This is a genomic window from Streptomyces sp. NPDC050433, assembly GCF_044458565.1.
GTDB lineage: Bacteria > Actinomycetota > Actinomycetes > Streptomycetales > Streptomycetaceae > Streptomyces.
Genome location: NZ_JBITIB010000025.1, coordinates 94,912 through 120,950, shown reverse-complemented (window position 1 = coordinate 120,950; position 26,039 = coordinate 94,912). Strand labels below are relative to the sequence as shown.

General features: G+C 69.9%; 23 protein-coding genes and 1 pseudogene. 11 read left to right on the top strand and 13 right to left on the bottom strand.

All coding sequences use genetic code 11. From position 1 onward, the window contains the following. Nucleotides 1-137: 137 nt before the first annotated feature. Complete coding sequence (locus ACIBLA_RS27650; protein WP_363246110.1) at nt 138-887, top strand: HAD-IA family hydrolase; 750 nt, start codon at nt 138-140, stop codon at nt 885-887. Continuing rightward, nucleotides 884-3,259 carry a glycosyl hydrolase family 65 protein gene (locus ACIBLA_RS27645; RefSeq protein ID WP_363246111.1) on the top strand — a complete coding sequence of 792 codons (2,376 nt, stop codon included), beginning with the start codon at nt 884-886 and terminating at the stop codon, nt 3,257-3,259. The genes ACIBLA_RS27650 and ACIBLA_RS27645 overlap by 4 nt, the downstream gene beginning before the upstream one ends. A gap of 105 nt (nt 3,260-3,364) precedes the next feature. On the opposite strand, the gene ACIBLA_RS27640 is transcribed toward ACIBLA_RS27645, so the two are convergent. Both ACIBLA_RS27640 and ACIBLA_RS27635 read right to left on the bottom strand, forming a co-directional pair. After that, the gene (locus ACIBLA_RS27640) at nt 3,365-3,508 is read right to left on the bottom strand and encodes an AsnC family transcriptional regulator (protein WP_363246133.1); all 144 of its coding nucleotides are present in this window, start codon (nt 3,506-3,508) and stop codon (nt 3,365-3,367) included. 54 nt (nt 3,509-3,562) lie between these two features. Beyond that, nucleotides 3,563-4,258, bottom strand: coding sequence for an SGNH/GDSL hydrolase family protein (locus tag ACIBLA_RS27635; RefSeq protein ID WP_363246112.1), 696 nt, complete (start codon nt 4,256-4,258; stop codon nt 3,563-3,565). Nucleotides 4,259-4,498: 240 nt separating this feature from the next. Between ACIBLA_RS27635 and ACIBLA_RS27630 the strand changes: the two genes are divergently transcribed. Continuing rightward, complete coding sequence (locus tag ACIBLA_RS27630; RefSeq protein ID WP_399200189.1) at nt 4,499-5,455, top strand: right-handed parallel beta-helix repeat-containing protein; 957 nt, start codon at nt 4,499-4,501, stop codon at nt 5,453-5,455. Between the two features lie 88 nt (nt 5,456-5,543). Here the strand turns inward: ACIBLA_RS27630 and rox are convergent, their stop codons facing one another. From rox to ACIBLA_RS27610, 4 genes are all read right to left on the bottom strand, one after another. After that, nucleotides 5,544-6,971 carry a rifampin monooxygenase gene (gene rox, locus ACIBLA_RS27625; RefSeq protein WP_399200188.1) on the bottom strand — a complete coding sequence of 476 codons (1,428 nt, stop codon included), beginning with the start codon at nt 6,969-6,971 and terminating at the stop codon, nt 5,544-5,546. Nucleotides 6,972-7,151: 180 nt separating this feature from the next. Beyond that, a complete protein-coding gene (locus ACIBLA_RS27620) occupies nt 7,152-8,450 on the bottom strand; it encodes an extracellular solute-binding protein (RefSeq protein WP_399200187.1) in 1,299 nt (432 codons plus the stop codon). Beyond that, nucleotides 8,447-9,586 (bottom strand): hypothetical protein, encoded by a 1,140-nt coding sequence (locus tag ACIBLA_RS27615; RefSeq protein WP_399200186.1) that lies wholly within the window; start codon nt 9,584-9,586, stop codon nt 8,447-8,449. The genes ACIBLA_RS27620 and ACIBLA_RS27615 overlap by 4 nt, the downstream gene beginning before the upstream one ends. Further along, nucleotides 9,586-13,428, bottom strand: coding sequence for a tetratricopeptide repeat protein (locus ACIBLA_RS27610; RefSeq protein WP_399200185.1), 3,843 nt, complete (start codon nt 13,426-13,428; stop codon nt 9,586-9,588). The genes ACIBLA_RS27615 and ACIBLA_RS27610 overlap by 1 nt, the downstream gene beginning before the upstream one ends. Before the next feature lie 62 nt (nt 13,429-13,490). On the opposite strand from ACIBLA_RS27610, the gene ACIBLA_RS27605 reads away from it, so the two are divergent. Further along, nucleotides 13,491-13,835 carry a trypco2 family protein gene (locus ACIBLA_RS27605; RefSeq protein WP_363246118.1) on the top strand — a complete coding sequence of 115 codons (345 nt, stop codon included), beginning with the start codon at nt 13,491-13,493 and terminating at the stop codon, nt 13,833-13,835. A gap of 51 nt (nt 13,836-13,886) precedes the next feature. Here the strand turns inward: ACIBLA_RS27605 and ACIBLA_RS27600 are convergent, their stop codons facing one another. Both ACIBLA_RS27600 and ACIBLA_RS27595 read right to left on the bottom strand, forming a co-directional pair. After that, nucleotides 13,887-15,014, bottom strand: a complete 1,128-nt coding sequence (locus ACIBLA_RS27600) for a type III polyketide synthase (protein ID WP_399200184.1) — start codon at nt 15,012-15,014, stop codon at nt 13,887-13,889. 10 nt (nt 15,015-15,024) lie between these two features. Next, the gene (locus ACIBLA_RS27595; RefSeq protein WP_363246120.1) at nt 15,025-16,233 is read right to left on the bottom strand and encodes a cytochrome P450; all 1,209 of its coding nucleotides are present in this window, start codon (nt 16,231-16,233) and stop codon (nt 15,025-15,027) included. Nucleotides 16,234-16,577: 344 nt separating this feature from the next. Between ACIBLA_RS27595 and hemC the strand changes: the two genes are divergently transcribed. The 5 genes from hemC to ACIBLA_RS27570 all read left to right on the top strand — a co-directional run bounded on the left by hemC (nt 16,578) and on the right by ACIBLA_RS27570 (nt 21,323). Beyond that, nucleotides 16,578-17,513: a hydroxymethylbilane synthase gene (gene hemC, locus ACIBLA_RS27590; protein ID WP_399200183.1), complete on the top strand. Its 936-nt coding sequence runs from the start codon at nt 16,578-16,580 to the stop codon at nt 17,511-17,513. A 131-nt stretch (nt 17,514-17,644) separates the two neighbouring features. Continuing rightward, entirely contained in the window at nt 17,645-19,765 is a 2,121-nt protein-coding gene (gene ligA, locus ACIBLA_RS27585; RefSeq protein WP_399200182.1) for an NAD-dependent DNA ligase LigA, read from the top strand. Nucleotides 19,766-19,840: 75 nt separating this feature from the next. Continuing rightward, nucleotides 19,841-20,182 (top strand): ArsR/SmtB family transcription factor, encoded by a 342-nt coding sequence (locus tag ACIBLA_RS27580; RefSeq protein ID WP_399200181.1) that lies wholly within the window; start codon nt 19,841-19,843, stop codon nt 20,180-20,182. A gap of 2 nt (nt 20,183-20,184) precedes the next feature. Next, nucleotides 20,185-20,691 carry an SRPBCC family protein gene (locus ACIBLA_RS27575; protein WP_399200180.1) on the top strand — a complete coding sequence of 169 codons (507 nt, stop codon included), beginning with the start codon at nt 20,185-20,187 and terminating at the stop codon, nt 20,689-20,691. Beyond that, complete coding sequence (locus ACIBLA_RS27570) at nt 20,691-21,323, top strand: dihydrofolate reductase family protein (protein ID WP_363246125.1); 633 nt, start codon at nt 20,691-20,693, stop codon at nt 21,321-21,323. Before ACIBLA_RS27575 ends, ACIBLA_RS27570 begins: the two co-directional genes overlap by 1 nt. 24 nt (nt 21,324-21,347) lie before the next feature. On the opposite strand, the gene ACIBLA_RS27565 is transcribed toward ACIBLA_RS27570, so the two are convergent. Continuing rightward, the gene (locus ACIBLA_RS27565; RefSeq protein ID WP_363246126.1) at nt 21,348-21,767 is read right to left on the bottom strand and encodes a MerR family DNA-binding protein; all 420 of its coding nucleotides are present in this window, start codon (nt 21,765-21,767) and stop codon (nt 21,348-21,350) included. A 94-nt stretch (nt 21,768-21,861) separates the two neighbouring features. After that, a complete protein-coding gene (locus ACIBLA_RS27560; protein WP_363246127.1) occupies nt 21,862-22,842 on the bottom strand; it encodes a helix-turn-helix domain-containing protein in 981 nt (326 codons plus the stop codon). A 52-nt stretch (nt 22,843-22,894) separates the two neighbouring features. Here ACIBLA_RS27560 and ACIBLA_RS27555 point away from each other — a divergent pair, with 52 nt between their 5' ends. Beyond that, the gene (locus tag ACIBLA_RS27555; RefSeq protein ID WP_363246128.1) at nt 22,895-23,299 is read left to right on the top strand and encodes a cupin domain-containing protein; all 405 of its coding nucleotides are present in this window, start codon (nt 22,895-22,897) and stop codon (nt 23,297-23,299) included. 9 nt (nt 23,300-23,308) lie between these two features. Here ACIBLA_RS27555 and ACIBLA_RS27550 read toward each other — a convergent pair whose 3' ends face one another. Together ACIBLA_RS27550 and ACIBLA_RS27545 are read right to left on the bottom strand one after the other, a co-directional pair. Beyond that, nucleotides 23,309-23,803 carry a hypothetical protein gene (locus ACIBLA_RS27550; protein WP_363246129.1) on the bottom strand — a complete coding sequence of 165 codons (495 nt, stop codon included), beginning with the start codon at nt 23,801-23,803 and terminating at the stop codon, nt 23,309-23,311. A gap of 95 nt (nt 23,804-23,898) precedes the next feature. Next, on the bottom strand, nt 23,899-24,213 hold the full coding sequence (locus ACIBLA_RS27545) for a nuclear transport factor 2 family protein (RefSeq protein WP_363246130.1): 315 nt from the start codon (nt 24,211-24,213) through the stop codon (nt 23,899-23,901). A gap of 117 nt (nt 24,214-24,330) precedes the next feature. Here ACIBLA_RS27545 and ACIBLA_RS27540 point away from each other — a divergent pair. Then, a pseudogene (locus tag ACIBLA_RS27540) lies at nt 24,331-24,669 on the top strand (AbfB domain-containing protein); the annotation flags it as partial. A 35-nt stretch (nt 24,670-24,704) separates the two neighbouring features. Here the strand turns inward: ACIBLA_RS27540 and ACIBLA_RS27535 are convergent. Further along, complete coding sequence (locus ACIBLA_RS27535) at nt 24,705-25,934, bottom strand: serine hydrolase domain-containing protein (protein ID WP_399200179.1); 1,230 nt, start codon at nt 25,932-25,934, stop codon at nt 24,705-24,707. Nucleotides 25,935-26,039: the final 105 nt, after the last annotated feature.

The following is a 26,039-nucleotide window of genomic DNA, read 5'->3' as shown; positions in this document are numbered from 1 at the left end:
CGGTGCTCACGCTCTCTCCCTCCTCCGACGAGGCGGGCGGTCGGGTCGTCCGTACGGCCGAACGCCGAGGCCACGGCGGGCAGGTCGCCCTACGATTGCCGGGAGAGCAGCTCTCTTCCACGGAGAAGGTGCGCCGCATGACGAAGCTCGGCCTCCCGGACACGATCAAGGCCTGTCTGTTCGACCTCGACGGGGTCATCACCAAGACGGCCGTCGTGCACGCCGCCGCCTGGAAAGAGACCTTCGACGAGTTCCTGCGGGAGCGCGACGGCGCGCGATTCCGCCCGTTCGACGCCGTCGGCGACTACAGCCAGTTCGTCGACGGACTTCCCCGTGCCGACGGCGTACGCGCCTTTCTCGCCTCGCGCGGCATCACGATTCCCGAAGGCTCCCCGGACGACCCGCCCGACCGGGCCACCGTCCAGGGCCTCGGCAATCGCAAGAACGACCGGCTGCTGAAGAGGATCAAGGCCGGCGGTGTCGAGGCGTACGACGGTTCGCTGCAATACATCCGGGCCGTCCGGGCGAGCGGACTGCGCACGGCCGTGGTCTCCTCCAGCACCAACTGCCGCGACATCCTGCGGGCCATCGACGCGGAAGCCCTCTTCGACACCCGTGTCGACGGCGTCGTGGCGGCGGAGCGCGGACTGCCCGGCAAGCCCGACCCCGCACCCTTCCTCGCCGCGGCGGACGACCTGGACATCGAGGCGCCGGCCGCCGCCGTCTTCGAGGACGCGCTCGCGGGTATGGAGGCGGGCCGCTCCGGACACTTCGGGTACGTCGTCGGCGTCGACCGGGTGGGCCAGGCCGACGCGCTGCGGGCCCACGGCGCGGACACCGTCGTCACCGACCTGGCCGACCTCGCCGACCGGGAGCCGCAGGCATGATCACCGACTCGATGTACGCCGTGGAGCCCTGGTCCCTGCGTGAGACGGAACTCAACCTCGACGTGCTGCCGCAGAGCGAATCGGTCTTCGCGCTCTCCAACGGCCATATCGGCTGGCGCGGCAACCTCGACGAGGGCGAACCGCACGGCCTGCCGGGCTCCTACCTCAACGGCGTCCACGAACTGCACCCCCTGCCGTACGCCGAGGCCGGGTACGGCTACCCGGAGTCCGGCCAGACCGTCATCAACGTCACCAACGGCAAGATCATCCGGCTGCTGGTCGACGACGAACCGTTCGACCTGCGGTACGGGCAGCTGCGCTCCCACGAGCGCGTGCTCGACCTGCGTACCGGCCTGCTGCACCGCGTCTGCGAATGGACCTCACCTGCCGGCAACACCGTCCGGGTGCGCTCCAGCCGGCTCGTGTCCTTCACCCAGCGCGCCGTCGCCGCCGTCTCCTACGAGGTCGAGTCGGTCGACTCCGAGGTGCGCATCGTCATCCAGTCCGAGCTGGTGGCCAACGAGCAACTGCCTGACGCCGCCGCCGATCCCCGCGCCGCGGTCGCGCTGGAGTCGCCGCTCCAGGCGGAGGAGACCTTCGCGTCGGGAAACCGGCTGCGGCTCGTGCACTCCACACGCCGCAGCGGCCTGCGCGTCGGGGCGGCGGCGGACCATTTCGTGTCCGGGCCCGAACCGACCACCACACAGAGCGAGTCGGACGACGACATCGCGCGGCTGACCGTCACCTCCGTCCTGGCGCCGGGCAAGAGCCTGCGACTCGACAAGATCGTCGCGTACGGCTGGTCGAGCACCCGCTCGCTGCCCGCGGTCGCCGACCAGGTGGACGCCGCTCTCGCCGGCGCCGCGAGCGTCGGCTGGAAAGGGCTCGCCGAGGAACAGCACGCCTATCTCGACAACTTCTGGACCTGCGCCGATGTCGAGGTGGAGGGCGACGAGAAGATCCAGCAGGCCGTACGCTTCGCCCTCTTCCATGTCCTGCAGGCGGGCGCCCGCGCCGAGCAACGGGGCATCCCCGCCAAGGGGTTGACCGGATCCGGCTACGACGGGCACGCGTTCTGGGACACCGAGGCGTTCGTCCTGCCGCTGCTCACCTACACCTCACCCGACGCGGTGTCCCAGGCCCTGCGCTGGCGCCAGAGCACCCTGCCGGCGGCGCGTGAGCGCGCCGAGCAACTCGGCCTGCGCGGGGCGGCGTTCCCCTGGCGGACCATCGAGGGGTCGGAATGCTCGGCCTACTGGCCGGCCGGCGCTGCCGCCTTCCATGTGAACGCCGACATCGCCGACGCCGTGGTGGGCTATCTGTACGCCACCCACGACGAGGAGTTCGAGCGCGACTGCGCCGTCGAACTGCTGGTGGAGACGGCGCGGTTGTGGCGATCCCTCGGCCACCACGACCACCACGGCGCGTTCCACATCGACGGAGTCACCGGCCCCGACGAGTACAGCGCCGTCGCCGACGACAACACGTACACGAACCTGATGGCCCGGACGAATCTGCTGGCGGCGGCCGACATCGTGGAGCGCCACGCCCTCCGGGCGGCCGAACTCGGCGTGGACGACGAGGAGAGCGCGGCGTGGCGGGACGCCGCCGACGCCATGAACATCCCCTACAACGACGAGTTGCGCGTCCATGAGCAGGACGCCGGGTTCACCCGGCACCAACTGTGGGACTTCGAGTCCACCCGGCCCGACCAGTACCCACTCCTGCTTCACTTCCCCTACTTCGACATCTACCGCAAGCAGGTCGTCAAACAGGCGGACCTGGTGCTGGCGATGGTCAAGTGCGGTTCGTACTTCGACGCCGAGCACAAGGCGCGCAACTTCTCCTACTACGAACGCCTCACCGTCCGCGACTCATCGCTGTCGGCCTCCTGCCAGGCGGTCATGGCCGTGGAGACGGGGCATCTGCGCCTCGCCTACGACTACCTGACCGAGGCGGCGCAGATCGATCTGCAGGACCTGGAGCACAACACCCGCGACGGTCTCCACATCGCCTCGCTCGCGGGGGCCTGGATGGTCCTGGTGAGCGGCTTCGGCGGCATGCGGCACCACGGGGACAGGCTGGAATTCGCGCCCCGGCTGCCGGAGGAGATCAGCCGGCTCGCCTTCACGATGCAGTTCCGGGAACGGCATCTGCGGGTCGAGATCACCCCGACGACCGCCACGTACACGCTCCCCACCGGTGCCCCGCTGAAGATCCACCACTACGGCGAGGTCGTCACCGTCCGCGGCGGAGCCACCGAGGAGCGCGCCATCCCGGCCGTCGTCGCCCCGCCGGCACCCGAGCAACCGCCGGGGCGCCGGCCCAACTCGGCCGCGCACCGCCACCGGACGGGCCCGATCAGCCCGTGAAGTCCGGCGCGTAGACCCACTTGGTGGTTTCCGCGATCAGATCGAGCAGGTGCGCGTCGTCCCGCGCCATCACCTCCACGATGAGGTCGTACGCGCCCATGCCCGTCACCACGTAGTACCTCGTCGAGCTTCGACACGCTTGCAGCGACGCTCCGCGTGCGACAGGCCCACCGTCCGTGCCAGTTCCGCGACCGGCGTGCGCCCGTCCGCCTGGAGGATGCGGACCAGGGTGCGGTCCGTCTCGTCCAGCTCCGTGGGCCGCCTGTCAGGGCGCCCGCCCCGTCGAACGCAACTGAAGGCCCGTCATTGGCTCGTTGCCGTGGGCGCGTTGATCACTCCCGCCAGCCCCTTGATCACCTCGGACGCCATCACCGCCTGGCCGGACGTCGAGAAGTGGATGCGGTCGGCGCTGAGCAGATCCGGTCGCGCGTTGAGCGGGTGGTCCCACATGTCGACGAGCACGATGTCGTATTCCACGGCCAGTTCCTGCGTGATGGCGTTGAGCGTCCGTACCCGCTCCGCGAAGTCGGGGAACGCCGGTACGTCGAAGGCCCTGCCGAGCGTGAACGTCGTGAGCCGCGCCCCGGTCCCCGCCGCCAGCTCGAACACGCGCCGCGCCGTGTGCTCGACAGCGTCGAAGTCGGGCCGCCGGCGGAACAAGTCGTTGGCGCCGCAGGAGATATGGAGCAGGTCGGGGGCGAACGCGACGATCTCCTCCATCTGCCGGCCCAGAGTGTCGGCGGTGGTCGCGCCGATCGTGCCAGTGTTCAGATATGCCAGCTCCGGACGGATCTGGCGCAGGGCGTCGGCGACCCGGTCGCCCCACGGCAGGTTCGCGTAGCCGGGACTCGGATCCCCGGTCCCGGCGGCAAGGCTGTCGCCGGCCACCGCGAACCGTCGCCACGGCGCCCCGGCGAGGAGCTGTGCGGCGCGCGCCGGTGAGAGGCAGAAGGGATCGGTCTCTTCGGTGAGGGCCTTAGCCTTGGCTGCGGTCGTCATGGCGTAAAAGTACGACCGATCGTGCGCATACTCAAATCGCGACGCCGGTGTGTCGGCCTGTCGATGCGTCACTGCGTCCGTGGTTGGTCGGAGTTCGGTGGGGCGAACGCCCGCTATTGGTACGGACCTTGACGCGGTTCGCTGGTGTCCCTACGGTGGCCAGTCAGCTCCAGTATTCACAAGCTCGTCCCCTGTTCGCATATGAGACCCCCATTCTCTCTTCGCAGGAAGGCGCTTGCGATGCGTGCTCGAAGGCTGTTCCCCACTCTCCTCGCTGTTGCGACCACGGCCGGCGTGCTGTCCGTGACCGTCACCCCGGCGCACGCGGCCGTCATCAACGTGAAGACCGCCGCCGAACTGAAGTCGGCGCTCACCACCGTCCGCCCCGGCGACACCATCCAGCTCGCAGACGGCATCTACACCGGAAACTTCAAGGCGCTGGTCGCCGCCACCGCCAACTCCCGTATCACGCTCACCGGTTCGGAGAAGGCTGTCCTCAGCGCGGGCGGCGGATACGTACTGCACCTCAACGGCGCCTCGTACTGGACGGTCACGGGCATCACCCTCACCGGCGCCCAGAAGGGGATCATGGCGGACACGGCCGACGGAGTCGTCATCGACTCCGTCGTCGTACACGACCTGGACATGGAAGGCATCCACTTCCGCAACACCAGCCGTGACGGTGTCGTCAAGAACTCGCGGATCTACGACACCGGCAACGACGGCCGGGGCATGGGTGAGGGCGTCTACGTCGGCTCGGCCGGCGGGACGTCCGACAAGAGCGACAACGCGCAGATCCTCAACAACACCATCGGTCCCGATGTCGGCGGCGAAGCCATCGACATCAAGGAAGGCACCACCGGCGCCAAGATCATCGGCAACACCTTCGACGGCCGGGGGCTGACCGGCGCCAACTTCGACGACTCCTGGGTCGATGTGAAGGGCAACAACACCCTCGTCGAGAACAACACCGGGAAGAACACCACCAACAACGGCTTCGAGACACACACCCAGCAGTCCGGCTGGGGCTGCGGCACGATCTTCCGCGGCAACACGTCGGACCTGACCGGCGCGACCGGCGACAAGCAGCTCGCGATCAACGTCACGGCCGAGACCGCCAGTTGCCGTACGACGGTGTACTCGAACAACACCGTCACCGGCGGCCGGGGCCTGACGAACATCGCCATCACACCCTGACCTCCGGCGGCCGGTCGGCCCTGAATCGTCGGACGGGCCCCGTGCGGCGGCCCGTCCGACGTTCGACGTCCGGGCGCCCGACGCGCGCTCAGCCCGTCGCGGCGCCGAACCATCTGGGCAGCCGGCCGACCAGATCCGTCTGGTCCTCGCCGACCCACGCCACGTGGCCGTCCGGCCGCAACAGCACCGCGGGCACGTCCAGTTCCTCGCTGACATCGACGACATGGTCGACCCGGTCCGCCCAGCCCGCCACCGACAGCCGGCCGGTCTGGTCGAGCAGCAGCCCGCGACCGGCGTGCAGCAGCCCGTAGAGGCGCCCGCGCTTCAGCTCCACGTCCCGCAGCCGCCGGCCGAGCAGTGCGTGGCCCTCACCGAAGTCGTAGCGGACGCTGATCGCGATGATCTTCTCGGTCAGGTACCGGTTCACCTCCTCGAAGTCCATCAGTTCCGACACCAGCCTTCGCGCGGCCTGCGGACCCGGCTCGGTGGACATCAGCTCCATCTGCGCGCGGGTGTTGTTCAGCACGTCGGCGGCCACCGGGTGCCGCTCGGTGGCGTAACTGTCCAACAGCCCCTCCGGTGCCCAGCCGTTGATCTCGGCGGCCAGTTTCCAGCCGAGGTTGAACGCGTCCTGGATACCGAGGTTGAGACCCTGCCCGCCCGTCGGCGGGTGGATGTGCGCCGCGTCGCCGGCCAGCAGCACGCGGCCGGTCCGATAGCGCACGGCCTGCCGGGTGGCGTCGCCGAAGCGGGACAGCCAGCGCGGTGAGTGCACGCCGAAGTCGGTTCCGGCGGTCGCCCGCATCTCCTGCTTGAACTCCTCCAGGGTCGGCGGGGCCGAGCGGTCTTCGGCCACCTCGGCGGCGGGAGTGAGGACCCGGTACACCCCCTCCCCGAGGGGCATCGCGCCGAACCGCAGCTGCGTCTTGTGGACTTCGGCCATCACGGCGGTCATCGTCTCCTGCGACGCGGTCACCTCCATTTCGCCCAGCAGCGTGTCGATCCTGCTGGGCTCACCGGGGAAGCCGACGCCCAGCAGCTTGCGCACCGTGCTGCGACCGCCGTCGCAACCGACGAGGTAGCGCGAGCGGAGCCGCGTACCGTCGGCCAGCTCGACACTCACCCCGTCGTCGTTCTGGCTCAGCCCGACCGTCTCGTGGCCCCGCCGGATCTCGGCGCCCAGCTCCGTGGCGTGCTCGTTCAGCAGCCGCTCGGTGACCGGCTGCGGGATGCCGAGGACATACGGATGCGAGGTGTCCAGCCGGCCCGGCGCCGGCTTGCGGATGCCGGCGAAGAAACCACCGAGCGGATACCGCTTGCCCAACGCGAGGAACCGCTCCAGCAGACCGCGCTGGTCCATCACCTCGATGCTGCGTGCGTGCAGGCCAAGCGCCCGGACCACCCTGGTCGGCTCCGCCTCCTTCTCCAGCACGCGTACGTGTACGCCGTGCAGCCGCAGCTCGGCGGCCAGCATCAGACCGGTCGGTCCGCAGCCGACAATGATGACGTCACACACAAATCCCCCAGATATCGTCGATGGCGCACAGAAGCGCAGATGGTTCGTGAATCTCTGATTCCCGTATGTTCTGGCTTCGGCCGACGATTCTGCGGCACCACGGGGGGCTTGCCGCAAGGCCCCCGGTGCGCTATAGGTTAAGAGTGGCAGGGAGCGAGTGCGCTCCTTGCCTTCTGTGTTTCAGCCCGGCGGCTCCTCGCACAGGTCGTCAAGGACGAACGCCTTCGCGTTCCGCTGCAACTGCCGCTCCTTCTCCAGTTGGCCCAGCAGACCGTCGAGCTCCGCGGTGTCCTGCGGCTTCTGCAGGAATTCCAGTACGGCCCGCTGGAAGGCACCCCGCAGTGTCGGCGGCATGGCGTCGGACGCGTCGAGGCAGATCTGATCCGCTCCGCTGAACAGCCCCAGCACCGCTGCCGAACTTCCGGTCGGAGCGGACACGCCCCTTCTCGCCGTGCCCGCCGCATCGGACGGGAAGAACGGCCGTTCCTGCGGATCCGCCGCTGCGATCCAGTCGGCCTGCGCCCGCGGTGAGGCGAGTTTGAGCAGCAGGTCCCACGCCGCCGGGCTCGGCTTGAACACCGCAGCCATGTCGCCCGAGACTTCGAACATCTTCCGGTCCGCCGACAGCCCCTCGACGAAGTCGGAGGTCGGAGCAGGTTTCACGTCGGGACCGTAGTGGCGGCGGATGAACGAACCTTGGTGCTCGCGGGTGCAGTCCTTCCCGTTCAGCAGCCCGTACGTTTTCGCGCCCAGATTCTCGAAGTGTTTGGTGAGCGGGTCCGGCCGGGTGTCCGCGTCGTCGGTGGCGAGCACCGTGGCCCAGTCCTGCCAGGCCTCCTTCACAGGCCCCTTGTCCCACGGCTGCTTGCCGGTGGCCCATTTCTCGTACACCTCGTAGCCGTGCCGCTGCAGCAGCAGGTCCTCGATCCAGTCCGTGCCCGGCCATCCCGACGTCGGGCCCGACGCCATGCCCAGGCACCACACCGCCTCGTCGTCGCCGGCCGCCTCCTCGCCCGCCTTGCTCCAGACGATGGACTTCAGGTCCACCCGCACGGGAACCCAGTACGCGTTCTTGTCCGTGTTCCCGTCGCTGTCCGTGACGGTGATGGGCGGCGCCCACGGCCCGATGGCCTTGCTCTGCACATCAGGGGGCAGCGGCTGCGCGTCCCCGTCGAGCGCGTACTCGGCCAGGTCACCGGGGGCGTTGAGGATCGCCACGTCGGGTGGGGCGTCCGCCCGCAGCTGCGCGACCAGCGTCTCGCGCAGCGAGCGCGTGCCCTCGTACACGTAGTGTCGGCCCGTCTGCTTGCTCAACTCCCTGAGCGTCGCCTCGAACGGATCCTCCTCGCCGTCCGTCCACGGACCCAGGACCACCAGCGTCTGCTCCTCCTCGGCAGCGCACCCGGCAGACACCAGGGCCGCCCCGGCGAGCAGGGCGCCGGCCAGTACCGCGCGGAAGTGACTGTACGGAGCCCTCATGGCGTCCTCCAGAGGATCTGCAAGTGTCTGCGGCCGTAGTGGAAGACCGTGAAACCGGACGCCACCGCGCCCGCCGCGCCGAGCGCCAGGGAGAGTTCGGCGGCCAGCGCCCATCCGCCCGGATGAGTACCGCGCAGGTCGACAGCCAGCTGCTTGTCCAGATCCTCGATCATCGGATCGGCGTGCACCGTGGCGGGCACCGAGGCCAACTTGACGCCCGCCTGTCGCACTTCCCGCTGCGCACGCTGCTGATCGAAGGCGCCCAGCACCAGTACGCCGAGGACCAGCAGGACCGGCAGTGCGTACAGCGCCAGCGCCAGGCTGCGTACACGCAGCTGTGCCTGGATGAAATCCAGCGTGCCGACGACGGCGAATACGATGACCAGCAGGGCCAGCAGGGCGCCGGACGCCGTCACGACGGACAGCGCGCTCCAGCCCGAAAGCTCCGACGCGTCCGCCTTCAACTCCTCTTCGAGCGTGCTGATGCGGCGGAGTACGGTTGTGGGGTCGGCGCCTTTGCCGGCATCGCCCAGCAGGCTGGACGCATAGTTCAGCCCCGCCGCCCGCAGCGGTGGGCTCTCCTGGTGGCTGTCGGCCCAGCCGATCCAGTCGTCGTAGGCCACCACCAGCCCGGACACCACCCGGACCTCCTGCTCCTGGGCGGTGCGCAGCGCCTCGGTCTGGGCCGCGTTGTTGAGGCTCTGCGCCGCCTCCGTCAGCAGGGACGGATACCTTTCGCCGAGCCCGACGAGATCCGTCTGGAGCAGGGGATCCTTGCCGTTGTCGCCGAGACGCAGCTCGGCTTCGGTGTGCGCGAGGGCCAACGACGTTCTGGCCTGGGCGAGTTCGACCATGGCCGGGGCGTAGCGCTCGCGCAGCTGCTGCGTACGGTCGTGGAGGTCGAGGTACGCCGTCCCGGCCAGGGCCAACACGGTCAGGGCGAGCGTCGGCAGCAGCAGCATGCGGCTGAAGAGGAACTGGGCGGTGTGCCGCCGCTTGTCCGTGTGGGGCATGCGGCCGGAGGCCCGGTGCCACAGAGGCCGCACCACCGAGAGCCACGCGGCGAGCGCGGCCGACCGTACGGCAGTGAGGGGGGACCGGGGTGACGACGGCGCGGTGGACCGGTCGCGGCCCATCACCGCTCCCCGGTGGCGGTGTCCGCCGGCGGCGGCGGGTCCGTCGCCCGGCCGCGCAACCTGCCGGGCCGCCAGCCACGCAGCCGGCCCTGCCGTTGCTCGCCCCTGCTGTGGCCGAACGCGACCGGACGGGTGCGGTACGCGTTGTCCAGCAGAGCCCTCTCCAGCTCGGTGTGCTCAGGCTTGGTGGTGCGCGGCACCTGCTCGGAAAGCCGCTCGTAGCCGGTACCCAGTTGTTTCCGCAGGTCGTGTTCGGTGGGAGGCATCGCTATCTCCTGGTCCAGCGCTTCGCGGAGCGCGCGCAGCGGATCCGGTACAGGGGGAGTGGTCACCAGCCTGAGCAGCAGCTCCAACAGGTCGGTGCGCAGGCGGTCCTCGGCCTGACGGTCCGTCAGTCCCTCGTATCTGGCGAGCCGGTGCAGCGCTTCGCACGCCCTCTTGGCGGCGGCCACGGTCGGCGGACCACCGTCGGCCGGCAGGTCCGCGTGGATGCGCATCATGCCTGTGCGGGCGGCGGTGCGGTGCCGAGAGTCGGCGGGGACCGCTTCGAGCCGGTCGAGGGCGAGCCGGGTGTCGCCGTCGGCGAGATGGATCCGGGCGAGGCCGAAGGCGGCGCTGCCGAGCGCGTGGTTGCGCTTCCACACCGCGCTGTAGAAGACCATCGCGTCCTGTGTTTGGCCCAGGACCTCGTGGCAGTAGCCGAGGGCGAGCTTGGGCGCGTACTCGCCGGGGATCGCCGCGTAGACCTCGTCGAAGGACCGCAGTGCCGACTCCATGTCGTTTCCCGCGAGATGGAGCAGGCCCTGGTGCCAGCGCAGTCGCCAGTCGTAGTCGGCCAGGGTGCCGACGGCTGCCTCGGCCCGCCTCAACTCGGCGTTGGCCGACGCCAGATGCCTGCCCGCGTCGGTCGGCTGGTAGCGGCCCACCTGGAGATGGAGTCGGCAGCGCAGGAGTGCCAGTTCGGGGGAGAGTTGCCAGTCGGCGCTGAGCTGGAGCAGACCGGCCGGGTCGTCGTACGAGGTGCGCTGGAGCTTCTTCCAGTTCGGGTCCTGGTCACTCACCTTGGGTATGGGCAGGCCCACGGCCACCTCGGCCGGTTCCGGCGGCCGTTTGGTCAGGGGGCGTTTGTCGGTGCCGCCGTCCCGCCACTGTTCGAGCGGCGGCGCCTTGCCGAGTTCGCCGTCGAGCGCGGCGGGCGCGACCGAGAAGAGCGGTGACGGCTCGAACGTCTCCTCGTCGCGCCGCAGTGAACGCAACTCGCGCAGCACACCGCGGAGCTGGACGGACATCTCTCGCGCGTCGGCGAAGCGGTCCTCCGGGCGCGGTGCGGACGCCCGGAGAAGGACGCGCTGGAGTGAGGTCGTGCCGAGGTCGACGGGGGGCGCGGGAACCCGGTTGAGGAGCTCCCGGAGGACGGCTCCGACCGCGTACAGATCGGCGGCGACCGTCACCTTGGTGGAAGCGCCGATCTCGGGGGCCGGAAAGGTGACCGGACCCGCGTGGCCGATCCTCCGGACGCCCGCGACGTCGATGAGTTTGATGCCGTTGCCGCAGTGCATGACGTTGGTGAGGGACAGGTCGCCGTAGACGAAGCCCTCGTCCTCGTGCAGATATCTGAGCGCGTCCAGGATTCCCAGTCCGTAGATGGCGATGAACTCATGGACCCGGTAGCCGTCGAACGGTGCCGCGTTCTGCTCGATCTGCTCGGCGACCCACCGCAGCGGAGCCCCGTCGGCGAACTCCATCACGATGAACCGGGCCTTGTTCGCCGGGTGTTCGGGCTGATCGGGGTGGCCGGGATGCCGGGCGTAGTTGAACACCTTGATGATCGACGGATGGTTGAGGCTGACCAGCCGGAGCAGTTCGAGCCGGGAGATCTGCCGGTCGATCTGGTCGGCGGGATCCCGTACGCCCTTCAGGGCCACCGCGCGGTGCTCCAGCATCTGGTCGCGGGCCAGATACACCTGGCCGTAGCTCCCCTCGCCGAGCAGTCCGACGACCTTGTACTGCTGGTGCAGTTCCTGGCCGCGTACGAGACCGGACTCCTGCTCCGTGGGTGGCCGCGGCTCCGGCTCCACGAACGCGTCGGGATCCTTGACGGTGATGTGCGGCAGATCGGTGAGGCCGTCACCGGGCTGGTCCACGACGTACTCACCCGGTGAGTTGGGCCGGTCGAGGCGTTGTACGGCCGAGCGATTCCTCCGGATCGCTTCCTCGACGGCGATGTCGAGCTGGAACAGGTCGTACGCGAGGGCGCCGTTCTTGAGCGGGGTCCCGCTGTCGGTGCGTAACTCGCACAGCCGCGCGAAGAGTTCATCGTGCTGCCGTCGCGGCGCCTCGGTGCCGGCCCGGTCGTCGGAGTGCGCGTAGAGCCGACGGAACCTTTTCTCCAGCTCGGCGAGCACGGTGAGTCGCGCTCCTATGGCCTTCGTGCGCCGCTCGTCCCACGCGTCGTCGAGCAGCGTGTCCACCACGCGGTCGAGGAGCGGGGACGCCGGGTCGCGGAAGACGAGCAGCAATCTGGTCAGCCTGCCCGCCCGTAAGGCCCTGAGCAGCGGCAGGGCCGCCTCGCCGGTCGGGGCCGCTCTGTCGACAGAGAGGAACGCGGCGGAGATCGGCGGACTGTCCCCGGCGATCCGCGCAAGGACGCCGTCGTGCTCGTCGGATCCCTCGTGCCCGGCCGGTCCGGTACGTCCGGAGGGATCCACCACGCCGATCCGCTCGGCGGCGAACGCGATGAGCTGTCCGGCCGTCTGGCGTGTCGCGTCCACGGCCATGTCGATGGAGCCGACCGGCGGTTCGGTGCCGTCGCCCGAGTCCGCCCGCCGCGGATTGCGTTCGCGGTCGGCGAGGTTGAGCGTGGCGTAGATCGCCGAGATGTCGTCGTGGCGGCCGTCGCGGGCGAATACCAGCTCCACCGGCTCCGTGGCCGCGTGCCTGCCGGACGCCGCGTCCGACCCGGGCACCGGATCCGTCGTGCCCGTCGCGGGGGCCGCGTCGGTGAGCCAGTGGGTCACCTTACGGCGCAGAGCGAGGGCGCCGGTCGAATGGCTCTGGGGCGGATCGCGCGGGATGGTGGGCGACAGGGCGGTGGGACCGATCGCCCGCACGTCCAACTCGCTCCGCCGGTCGGCCGATCGGGTCCGCAGGAACGACAGATACCGCATGATCGTCTCGGTCGGGATCATGTAGGTGTGACTGCGCCGGTCCCGGACGTTCTCGAACTGGTACGCCATGATGCCGATGACCCCGCCCGAGCGGGTGTGGACCACGCCGCTGCCGCTGAAGCCGCGGCGTGGTGCGTGCGACCCGATGTCCCGGTCGAGCTGGACCCATTCGGAGAACCGCGCGGGGCCGCCGCGGCTCATGAGCCGCGCGTTGACGTCCTCGCCTCCGGGCAACTCTTCCGTGTAGCCGACGGAGTGCACCAACTCGTTGCGCGCCGGGATCCGGCGGTGCAGCACGGTGGGCTCCACCGGTGGCACGGAGGCCAGTCGCAGCAGGGCGATGTCGCCGCTGAAGTGCGAGGTCAGGGGTTTGAGATGGTCGATCAGCACCTCTGCGCGCAACCGCACGGGCGGATCCGCGTAGGTGCCGGGAAATTCCGCGTACAACGCCTGGACCGCCCTCGGCGGTTCGTCGGGCCGCTCGGCTCCCCGTGAACCGTCCGTCCTGGGACGGGGCTTGGCCAGCACCACATGGGCGCAGGTGAGCACCAGCCCGTCCGCCAGCAGTACACCCGCGCCGAGCGGTGGGGTGGTGCCGTTCTCCCCCTTGACCAGCCGGACCCGCCAAGGGGCCTCATACGACAAGGAGTTGGAAGTGCCTTCAAGCTCCCTCATACTGCTCAACAATAGCCACGGGGTGTGACAACCGACCCCCGCTGCGTAACGAGAGGGCTGGGATGGGTGCGGGTGACGGACGTCGCGGACGTGGCGGGCACGACGGTGCGGAGACAGCCGGTCTCGCCGAGGTGATCGGCCGGATCCGCGATGAGCTGGAAGAGGCGCAGAGCAACGGCCAGGAGAAAAGGCTCCAGTTCAGGGTGGAGCGGGTGCATGTCGAATTCTCCGTGCAGGTACGGCGCGAGGGCACCGGCAAGGGAGGTCTGAACATCGGCGTCGTCACGGCCGAGGCGGGCGGGACGGCGGCGCACGAGAGCATGCACCGCATCGAGATCGAGCTGATGCCGCACGACAGGGACGCGCCCCCGGAAGGGCCGGGCTTCAGTATCGGCGGCGAAGAGTAGCGCGCCGGACGGGCCGTCGGCCCGTCCGGCGCCTGAGGGTCTGACGTGAGATCAGCCGACCGCGTCCGACGACGCCAACAGGGCCGGCGTCGGGAGGATCACTTCCCGTTCGATCTGGCCGCTCTCCGCTGCGCCCACCGACCAGGTACCGAGGGCGATTTCGGCCGTGATGCCGGGACCGAAGCCGGCGATCACCCCTCGTGCGCCCTGCTCCGCTCCGCCGTCCTCGAAGAGGCGGTCCAGCGCATCGAAGATGACGGCGCTGGCGATGTTGCCGCGCTCGGTGAGGGTCGCCCTGCTGTAGCGGAACATGTCCGCCGGCAGGTCGAGATAGTGGCCGAGGTCGTCCAGGATCCTGGGCCCTCCGGCGTGCACAATGTAGAAGTCCAGTCCGGAGACGTCCCAGTCGTGCGGCTCGGCCATCTCCCGCATGGCGGGCGCGAGTACGGACATGGTGCCGGGCACCCGCTTGTCGAGCATGAAGTGGAACCCGGTGTCACGGACCGCGTAGGAGATCCAGTCCTCCGTCTCGGGCACGAGATGGGAGCCGTTGCGCTCCAGCCGTACGCCGGTGCCTCCCTCGCCCCGTACCACCGCGGCTGCGACGGCGTCCCCGAAGAGACCGTTGGAGAGCAGGTTGCCCACCGCGAGGTCCGTCGGCTGGTAGCACAGCGAGCAGAACTCGCAGGCCACGATCAGCACGTTCGCCTGCGGATACGCCGAACAGAAGTCGTGCGCCCGGTTGATGGCCGCACCGCCGGCCGCGCAGCCCAGCTGCGCGATCGGCAGCTGTCGGGTCTGCGAACCGAAGCCCATCGTGTTGATGAGCCATGCGGTCATCGAAGGCATCATGAAGCCCGTGCACGACACGTAGACGATCATGTCGATGTCCCGCGGCGTCAGTTCGGCGTGGGCCAGGGCCCGGCGTACGACCTCCGGTACCCTCGCCTTCGCCTCCGCCTCGTACACCGCGTTACGGGTGGTGAAGCCGGGATGCTGAAGGGTCGTCTCGATGGGCTGCACCAGGCGTCTGGTGCGCACCCCCGTGTTGCTGATCAGCCGCACCGCGAGTTCGAGCTGCGGGTGATCGGGGTGGAGCGACCGTGCCAGTTCCACGGTCTCTTCCATGGTGATGACATGTTCGGGTACGGCGATGGCGGGCCTGCACAGAGTTGCCATGATTAGTTCCTTACCAGATGACCGGCAGGGCGAGCGGGTATCGCCAGATCGAGACGGTGTTCCACCGCACCTCCTCCGCCGGTACGGCCAGACGAAGGTCGGGGAAACGAGTGAGCAGTGTGCCGATGGAGACCTGGAGCACCATGCGTGCCAGGTGGGCGCCCAGGCAGTGGTGGCTGCCGTACCCGAAGGTCATGTGCAGGGCGGGGTCTTCGCGGTGGAAGTCGAGCTCGTCGGGGTGGTCGTAGGCGAGTTCGTCTCGGTTGGCGGTCAAGTACGACACATGCACCGTGTCGCCCGCCTTGATGACGACACCGTCGAAGTCGACGTCCTCCAGAGCCACCCGAGGGATGCCGACGCCCTGGCGGAAGGGGATGTAGCGCAGAAGCTCCTCAAGGGCCTGCGGCAGCAGTTCGGGCCGGGCACGCAGCTCGGCTGCGCGCTCGGGCTGGGTCAGCAGGGTGTAGACGATGTTGCTGATGTTGTACGTGGTGGTGTCGTGCCCGGTGATCACCAGGAGCATGGCCAGCACGGCGAGTTCGTCCGCGTCGAGCATCTCGTCGCCGATGCGCGCGGTGGCCAGACCGCTGATGAGATCCTGGCCGGGCGAGCGCCGCCGCTCCGCCGTCAGTTCGGAGAAGTAGGCGCGCAGCCATGCCTTCGCCTCGACGGCCGAATTCCGGTCGGCGGCGTTCATGGACATCATGTCCATGGCGCGCTGCCGCAGTTGGGGACGGTCCGCCTCCGGTACGTCCAGCAGCTCGCAGATCGTCATCAGCGGCAGCCGGTCGGCCAGGTGGTCGGCGAGGTCGGCCGGGGCGCCGTTCTTGGCCATGGTGTCCAGCAGTCCGTCGACGGCCCGCTGGGTCCACGGGCGCAGTGCCTCCACCTGCGGGGTGGTGAAGGCCTTGTTGATCAGCTTGCGCACCCTGTTGAGCGCGGGCGGGTCCATCAGGTTGATGGACTCGGACTGCGCGATGGGGGCCGGAGTGATCCGGGGGAAGTCCTGCCCGATCAGGGCGGCTCTGCTGAAGCGGCGGTCCGAGGTGACGGTCTTCACGTCCTCGTACCGGGTAACCAGCCAGCACTCGCCCTCGCCGTACGGCATACGTACACGGGCGACGGGTGCCTCGATCCGCATCCGCGTCATGAAGGGGTCGGGCTCCAGGGCCTCGTCATGGCGGAAGGGGCAGGTCTGTACTGAGTCCACGCCGGTCATCACGGCACTCCCACTGCAAGGATGGTCACTCATGGTGACGTTGGCAACTTGGAGATAATTCCTTGCGGGGAGTGCCGCCATGCGCGGAGATGCCAAGCTCACCTGTACGGGTAATCGCCGTCATCGGGTAGACGCGGTCGACACCGTGTGCGGCCTCTAAGGGACGTGGTCATCCGTTCGGCCATCTGCTTACGTTGCCTTTACAACGCGCGAAGTCGGCGCCCGGTGTCGCCGCCGGTTGATTCGTACATTTGCTCGACGCGCCCAACGTGCGTTCCGCACAGGCGAGATGGGCGCCGGGGCGGATTCCGGGAGCGCCCGCCCGACGCTCTATCGTGAACGCCATGCCCACCCCTGAACTGATCCGCATCGTCTCCCGCGACTCGCCGATGGCTCTCGCCCAGGTGGAGCGTGTACGTGCCGAACTGACCGCGCTCCACCCCGGCATCCGTACCGAGGTCGTCCCGGTCAAGACGACCGGTGACAAGTGGATGGGCGACCTCTCCCTGGTGGAGGGGAAGGGCGCCTTCACCAAGGAGGTCGACGCCGCACTCCTCGCCGGGGAGGCCGACCTCGCGGTGCACTGCGTCAAGGACGTGCCCGCCGACCGGCCGCTGCCCGCCGGGACGGTCTTCGCCGCCTTCCTCAAGCGGGACGACATCCGCGACGCGCTGGTCCACCCCGGTGGCCACACCCTCGACGAACTGCCCGCGGGCACTCGGGTCGGTACGTCCTCCGTCCGGCGTGTCGCACAGCTCGCCGCCTCCCACCCGCAGCTCATCTGCGTACCGATGCGCGGCAACGCCAACCGACGGCTGGACAAGCTCGCGGCCGGCGAGGCGGACGCGCTGCTGCTGGCGGTCGCGGGCCTGGAGCGCATCGGGCGCGCCGACGTCATCACCGAAGTCCTGCCGGTGGACCTCATGTGCCCGCCCATCGGCGCCGGGATCCTCGCCCTGCAGTGCCGGGAGGAGGACACCGCCACCATCGACGCGGTGTCCACGCTCGGTGACCGCGACACGTACAAGGAAGCCTCCGCCGAGCGGATGTTCCTCCATGTCCTCCAGGGCCACTGCAACAGCCCGATCGCCGGATACGCGCACGCGGAACGCAGCGGCGGACTCTCCCTGCGCGCCCGCGTCTTCACCCCGGACGGAAAGACGGTGCTCAACGCACACGAATGGGCCGGCCCGCTCGACCCGGCCACCCTCGGCACATCGGTCGCCGTCGCGCTGCTCCGCCAGGGAGCACGCGAGCTGATCGACTCCATCGCGCACTAGGGGTGTCTTGTCGGCCGCCGCTGAACCGGCGGATGTCGCCAGGATCGCTGCCGGGTGGCCGATCCGGCTACCACCACTTGTAAATGGCCTGGTCAGGGGCGTTGTCAGTGGGGGGCGGCAAGATATGGGACATGACGACACCCGCAGCCGTTCCGGTCGACGCAGCCGCCTACGCCGTCGCGGTGGAGACCGCGACGAAGGCCGCCGCTGCCTATTACGCGACGGGCGAGAGCGCCCTCGACGACGACGCCTACGACCGCTTGGCGCGGGGCATAGCCGCCTACGAGGAGGCTCACCCGGACGAGATCTCCGCCGACTCGCCCAGCGGGAAGGTCGCGGGCGGCGCGGTGGTCGGGGACGTGCCGCACACCGTGCCGATGCTGTCCCTGGACAACGTTTTCGGCGGGGACGAGTTCACCACCTGGGCCGCGTCCGTGGAGCGGCGGATCGGGCGGCCGGTGGAGCGCTGGAGCGTCGAGCCGAAGCTGGACGGGCTGGCGGTCGCCGCGCGGTACGAGGACGGGCGGCTGGCCCGGCTGATCACGCGCGGTGACGGGCTGGCCGGTGAGGACGTCTCGCACGCGATCGGGATGATCGTGGGCCTGCCCGACCGGCTCGCCGAGCCCGTCACGCTCGAAGTGCGGGGCGAGGTCCTGATGACCACCGAGCAGTTCGATCGGGCCAACACGCTCCGTACGAGCCACGGCGGGACCGTGTTCGCGAATCCGCGCAGCGCGGCGGCCGGGAGCGTACGGGCCAAGGACCGTCCGTATCAGGTGGAGATGACGTTCTTCGCGTACGCGGCCCTGCCCCTCACCGGATCCGGCGGTGCCCTGGCCGCCTCGCTCACCGAGTTGCCGCACAGCGAAGTGCTCACGCTCGTGGCGGGTCTGGGCGTGCACACGACGGCCGCCACCACGGTTCCGCCCAAGACGGTCACCGACGCCGACGCCGTGCGCGTCCGGGTGGAGGAGATCGGGGCGCTCCGCCCGGAGCTGCCCTTCGGTATCGACGGCATCGTCATCAAGGCCGACGCGGCGGCGGACCAGCTGGCGGCGGGATCGGGCTCCCGCGCGCCGCGCTGGGCGATCGCGTGGAAGCTTCCGGCGGTAGAGAAGGTAACCCGGCTGCTGGACGTGGAGTGGAACGTCGGCCGTACGGGCACGATCGCGCCCCGCGCCGTCCTGGAACCGGTCGAGATAGACGGCTCGACCGTCACCTACGCCACCCTGCACAACCCGAACGACATCACCCGCCGTGACCTGCGCATCGGCGACCATGTGATGGTCTACAAGGCGGGCGACATCATCCCCCGCGTGGAGGCGCCCGTCGCACATCTGCGTACGGGGGAGGAGACGCCCATCGTCTTCCCCGAGGTGTGCCCGCAGTGCGGTTCCGACATCGACACGTCCGAGCAGCGCTGGCGCTGTGTGCGGGGCCGTAACTGCCATGTCGTCGCGTCCATCTCGTACGCGGCCGGACGCGATCAGTTCGACATCGAGGGCCTGGGGGCGACCCGCGTCGTCCAGCTCGTCGACTCCGGTCTGGTCGCCGACATCGGCGACCTGTTCACGCTCACCCGCGAACAGATCCTCGGTCTCGACAGGATGGGGGAGACCAGCACGGACAATCTCCTGGCCGCGATCGAGCGCGCCAAGGGGCAGCCGCTGTCCCGCGTGCTTGCCGCGCTCGGCGTACGGGGCACCGGACGCTCCATGTCCCGCCGGATCGCACGGCACTTCGCGTCCATGGACCTGCTGTGCGCGGCGAACGAGGAGGCGATGCGGCGCGTCGACGGGATCGGTACGGAGAAGGCTCCGACGATCGTGGCGGAGCTGGCCGAGTTGGCGGAGCTCATCGAGAAGCTGCGCGCCGCGGGGGTCAACATGACCGAGCCGGGCGCGACGCCGCCGTCCGACGGCCCGACCGCCGCCGAGGACGGCGAAGTCCCGGCGGAGGGCGGTCCGTTGACCGGTATGACCGTGGTGGTCACGGGCGCGATGACGGGACCGCTGGAGAAGCTTTCACGCAACCAGATGAACGAGCTGATCGAGCGGGCGGGCGGCAAGTCCTCCTCCAGCGTCTCCAAGCGCACTTCTCTCCTGGTCGCGGGGGAGAACGCCGGATCCAAGCGGGAGAAGGCGGAACAGCTCGGTACGCGCATCGCCTCACCGGACGAGTTCGCGGAGATGGTCGCGGAGTTGCTCGGCGACGACGACGGTGCCGGCGGTGCCGACTCGACGGAAGGCTGATTTCGTCGCGTACTCGGTCTGTCGTGGGTGCGGACCCGCTTTGACGTATTCCGATATAGGAATATGATGGCTGTCATGGCACGAGCAGCGACGACGTCGGACGCGTTCAACGCGATAGCCGAGCCGCAGCGCCGGGACATCCTGGCGCTCCTGCAGGCGGGTGAGCGACCGGTGACCGACCTGGCCCAGGAGCTGGGGATGAGCCAGCCGCGGGCGTCCAAGCACCTGCGAGTGCTCCGGGAGGTGGGGCTGGTGCGGGTCCGCGAGGCGGGCAAGCAGCGCCTCTACGGCTTGGACGCCCGCGGGCTGCGGCCGATCCACGAGTGGGTCGGCGGATTCGAGCGGTTCTGGAACGAGAGTTTCGACCGGCTGGACACCTACGTGCAGGACCTCAAGCAGACACCGCAGGAGGAATGACGATGGCAGGGGCAAGGAAAGAGACGCGGGCGGAACCGGCGACGGCCGACCGGGAGATCGTGATCTCCCGCATCATCGACGCCCCGCAGGAGCTGGTGTTCGAGGCGTTCACCGAGGTCCGGCACCTGTCGCGGTGGTGGGGGCCGGAGGGGTTCACCACCACCACACGGTCCTTCGAGTTCCGCGAGGGAGGGGAGTGGGAATTCGTGCTGCACGGGCCGGACGGGACCGACTACTCCGAGTGGATCCGCTGGCTGCGGATCGTCCCGCCGGAGCGGATCGTGCTGCTGCACGGTGAATCCCGCGACGACGCGAACGCCTTCGAGTCGGTCCTGACCTTCGAGCCGGACGGCGCGGCGACCCGCATCGTGATGCGCACGGTGTTCCCCACCAAGGAACTGCGCGACGAGGCGGTCGAGAAGTATCACGCGATCGAGGGCGGCCGGCAGACCCTGAGCAGCCTGGCGGCCTACGTCACCGACATCGCGCGGAAGGGGGCGGCGGGCTGATGGCCGGGAAGGTGTTCTTCAGCGTGTCGATGTCGCTGGACGGTTTTGTCGCGCCCGAGGACCAGGACGACCCGGACGGGCAGCGCTGGATGACGCAGTGGATGGAACTGCAGCAGTGGATCTTCCCGCTGCGGTTCTTCCGGGAGAACCTGAAGCTGGGTGAGGGCGGCGAGGAGGGCCGCGACAACGACATCGCGCGGGAGACGTTCGAGCGCACCGGCGCGAGCGTCATGGGCAAGCGCATGTTCGACTCCGGCGAGCAGGCGTGGCCGGAGGAGGCGCCTTTCCACACCCCGGTCTTCGTGGTGACGCACACCGAGCGTGACCCGTGGGTACGGCCCGGCGGCACCACGTTCCACTTCGTCAACGACGGCATCGAGCATGCCCTCGACCAGGCCCGCGAGGCCGCCGGCGACCGCGACGTCCGCATCGCCGGCGGCGGCGCGACGATTCTGGAGTACCTGAACGCCGGCCTGGTCGACGAGTTCTCGATCGCGCTGTCACCGGTGCTTTTCGGCGCCGGCATCCGCCTGTTCGACGGCGTGGACGCGTCCAGGGTCGCGCTGGAGCCGGTCCGTTCGGAGTCGTCGCCGCGAGTGACGCACCTGACCTACGCCGTGCGCCCACGGTAGCCGCGCCACCCAGCCGCTTTTTCCTCATAGTTGACCTCCGCTCGTTCCGGGGGTGGTCATGCGAGTGCTGCTCCGAAGAGGTCGGCCAGCATCCCGGCGGCGGACTCCGGTGCCCGCACGTCCAGTTGGCGCGGTCGGGGTCAGGTGCAGGGTGAAGTCGAAGAACGCGCAGCAGCCCTGTTCCGCCGCGGCGCGGGCGGCGAGCTCACCGGCCAGCTCGGCGCCCGCGGGGAAGGTCAGGCGCACGTCGTCGGGGATGTCCTCGCGGCCGTCGGCCTCGGCGATCCGGCCCGCGACCAGCGGCAGCATCCGCGCGCCCGGACCGAGCCGCACACCCCTTTCCTTACGGACTTCGAGGAGCTCGCGGATCTCCTCCAGCGCCAGCCCCAGGAGCTTGGCCGAGGAGATGAAGGCCAGGCGCTCCACCGCGTCCTCGCCGTACACGCGGTACCCGGACGGCGTGCGGTCGGCGGGCAGCAGACCGGCGTCCTCCCCACGCCCGCCGCGGCCGGCCCTGACCGGTGGTGGGTCCTCGCCGTCAGGCCGGGCCGGGGCCGAACCGGCGTTGGTAGGCCGACGGTGTCAGGCCCGTCTCGCGGCGGACGAGGGCGCGCAGATTCGTGGCGGTGCCCAGGCCGCTGCGTCGCGCGACCAGCTCGAAGCGGGCTTCGCCGCGTTCGATCAACCGGCAGGCCAGAGCGACCCGTTCACCGGTGAGCCACGCCAGCGGAGTGGTGCCCAGTTGCGCCTGGAAGCGGCGGTGCAGCGTCGCGGGGCTGACCGACGCGCGTGCCGAGAGGTCGGCCACCGTGAGCGGCGAGTCCAGTCGCTCCTGCGCCCAGGCCAGGACGGGCGCCAGTGACTCGTCCGGCAGGTCGGGCACCGGACGCTCCACGAACTGCCGTTGTCCGCCGTCCCGGTGCGCCGCGAAGACCAGCCGCCGGCTCACCGAGTTGGCGACCTCCGCGCCGTGGTCGCGCCGGACCAGATGCAGCCCGAGGTCGAGGGCGGCGGCGCTCCCCGCCGCCGTGAGGATGTCGCCGTCGTCGACGAACAGCACGTCCGACTCAAGCTGTACGGAGGGGAAGCGGGCCCGGAACGAGTCCGCCCACTGCCAGTGCGCGGTGGCCCGGCGCCCGTCGAGCACCCCGGCCTCGGCGAGGGTGAAGGCGCCGCTGCAGAAGCCGACGAGCCGCGAGCCGCGCGCGTGGGCCCGCCGCACGGCGTCGAGGACGGCCGTGCGGCGGGGCACCTCGACGTCGGGCCGGTTGGGGACGATCAGGGTGTCCGCCGTATCGGCCACCGCCAGCTCGGCGACGCCCGTGAGCGTGAAGAATCCGTCCCGCATCACGGTGCTCGGCTCGGGGGAGCAGAGGCGGAAGTCGTAGAGATCACGGCCGATCTCGGGCCTGCGCAGGCCGAAGATCTCGGTCGCGCAGCCCAGCTCGAAGGGGTTCGAGTTCTCGTCCACGATCACCACGACCCGGTGGGGGCGATCGTGCGAGGATTCTTGCGTCATATGCAATTCCTAGCACTCACACCGTCCGCACGGAACGGACGAGCATGGGCGCATGAGCAACGAACCCAGCGGGCCCATCTCCCTCGACAAGGCGCTGTCCTCCTTCGACGCCCTGTGGAGCCCTCGTATCGTGACGCGCGTCAACGACTACGACGTGCGCGTCGCCAAGGTCGAGGGCGAGCATGTCTGGCACGTCCACGAGGACACCGACGAGTTCTTCCTGGTACTCGAAGGAGAACTCCGGATCGCCCTGCGCGAGCCCACCGGCGAACGCACGGTCGTGCTGCCGCGGGGCGCCGTGTTCACGGTCACGCGCGGTACGGAGCACAGGCCGTACGCCCCGTCCCGCGCGGCGATCCTGATGTTCGAGCCCGCCGGGACGTCGACGGTCGGTGACCGGCACGACGAGGTTCCGGACCATGTCGACGCGACGACGGGCCACGCGCTCGGTTCCTGACGCCCTCGCCTACGCCGTCCGGCCCGGCGGTTGAGGACGGTCGCCGGCCCGGACGTACGTCACGTCGAAGTCGGACGCCCAGAACTCGCCGTCCTCCGATCGCTCCCAGCCGCCCCGGATCGTGTCGCCGCTCTCGTCGAAGGTCGCGGTGAACCGCTGATGGAAGCCGGGTGCGGCGCGCCACTGCTTCCATACGCCGGCGGCCAGGCTCGTACGGTAGACCCGCGCGACGCCCCGGCCGTCGGCGTACAGCGTCGTGAACTCGTCGGCCGTGTCGTCGTAGCCGGTGATCGTGCTCGTGGGGAACGGCACGTTCGGCCCCCACTCCGGTGGGAACGCCGTCGTGGGCCCCGCGTCCGCTCGCTGGACCAGGAAGGTGCCGCCCTCCAGCCAGCTGAACTCGGTCCGGACCGGCCCCGCTCGGTGCCCGGCCGCCCACATGTCCCACTCGCCCACGAGAGCGTCCAGCCGGCTCAGCGCGGTGTGGGGCGTCGGATGGCGCATCGGTCTCTCCTCGTCAGGTTCGGCGGCAGTGCTGCCCCCTCTGCTTCTGGAGACTCGGGAGCCGGTCCGGACTCATCGGTCCGCCGGGGACATCTCTACGCCTGGCCCGTCTCGAAGCGGCTGATACGGCCGTCGGTGACGGTGAAGGCCCAGCGCGTCCGCATCGTGCCGTACGTCGCGTTGGTGAATGTCGCCGTCAGGGCGCGGCCCTCGTCGGAGGTGGTCTCGATGTCCATCCGGCCGTCGGCGGAGAAGATCTCCTTGTCCACCCAGCCCGCGAGATCCCGTTCGCTTCCGTCGTCGGACATCGTGGCGTCCGGGGCCAGGACGGCGAAGAAGGCATCCCGGTTCCCGCCGTTGATCGCCGAGACGAACGCGGCGACCGCCGGGTCTTCGGGGATGACGCTCATGGCTGGTCCTCCTTGTGGCTGGGCTTCGGTGCGAGAGGAGTGAGAGGGGTGAGAGCGGTGAAGGCAGTGCCATCATCACGCCTGCCGCGCCACCTCGCAGCCCGGCGGAACCGGCCGAACGACGCCACCTGGAAGATCGTCCCCGGCCTCGCGGGCAGCGGCTGCTACTCCTTCGAATCGCGCAACTACCCCGGCCAGTATCTGCGGCACCGCGACTTCCGCTTGTACAAGGAGGCGGGTGACGGCTCGGCGCTCTTCCGCGCCGACGCCACGTTCTGCGCGCTGCCGGCCGCCGGGGGAGTACGGCTGGCGGCGTACAACATGGGCGGCGGCTATCCGCGGCACATCAACTCGGAGGTGTGGATGGCGACTCGGGGCGGTGTGCGTGCCTGTGATAACCCCGCCTCGTTCACGGAGGACACGACCTGGTCGGTCGCCGACCCATGGGCGGGCTGACCACCTCGCGACCACCTCGTGCGGGCGTGCACGCTCTAACGCCGCGCGCACAGCGCCGCGTCCACCGCGCCTTGCAGGTGGCCCAGCCGGTCACCCTGCGCCGCCCATGTCGTCGTATAGACGGTCACGTTCCCCCGGCCCGTGGTGGCGTGGCCGCCGCCCACCGAGTTGCCCGGCAGGTCCCCGCCGTGGCCCCAGTAAGCGCCGCCGCAGCTCAGCGGGATGCTCGCGACCCCGAATCCGTAACGGCTGCCACGCGGATAGACGTCCCGCCCGCTGACGTCCGTCGTGTCGTGCGTCATCTGCCGCACGGCCCAGCCGGGCAGCAGCCGACCGTCGAAGAGGCCCTGCCAGAAGGTGTTGAGGTCCTTCGGGGTGGACACCAGGCTGCCGGACGGCCCGAACTCGTGACCGGGCAGGTCGGTCACGTCGACCACGCCGGCTCCCGGATCGGTCGGGTGGTAGCCGTAGTTGCGGGCGTGCGGGCCGCGCAGGGTCAGCTCGCCGGGCGCGGGCCAGTAGGTGTTCCTGAGGTCGAGGGGGCGCAGCACGGTGCGCTCGATGTATGTGCGGTACTCCTGGCCCGACGCCTTGTTGATCACGAGGCCGAGTGCCAGATAGTTGGTGTTGGAGTAGGCCCAGTCCGTGTCGGGCGCGAAGTCCTGCCCCTTGGCCAGCGCGAGCGCGAGGTAGTCCTCGTCCGTGTACGGGCCGCCGTTCCAGTCGACCAGGCTGGAGTATTCGGGCAGTCCGCTCCGCTGCTTCAGCAACTGCCGTACGGTGACCGGGCTGTCCGCCAGCTGCGGGACATAGCGTCCGGCGGGTGCGTCGAGCCGTACCTTGTCTTCGGCGACCAGCCGCATCACGGCCGTGGCGGTGAACGCCTTGGTGTCGCTGCCCAGTCGGAAGCGCGCGTCGGCGTCGACCATCGGCCGGCCCGTCCCGATCTCCGCCGTCCCGGCCGTGTACGTCCGCCCGTTGACGTACGCGAGTGCGCCGGGCACCCCGTCCTGTTCGACCAGCAGGTCCAGTTGTCGCTGTACGGAGCCGGGCCCGGCGTCCAGGGCGGTGGCGGCGGGGGCGGCCGTGGCGATGAGCGCGGGGGCCAGCAGGGCGGCGGCGACGACACGGCGGCGGCTGTGCCTGCCGGCGCCGGTGCCGGCGCCTCCGGATCCGCTGCCGGCTCCGGTTCCGCTCCCCGTTCCGCTCCCGCTTCCGGCCGTGGCCCCGGAATCCGTCCCGGCGGAGGTCATGTCGCGGCTCATCGTGAATCCCCTCGTCATGCGTGGCCCCGGCCGCATCCCGGCCGATGACATGAGCTTGGTCGGTCCGGGCCGTGAGATCACGGGGCCTGGACGGCACATCGCGGG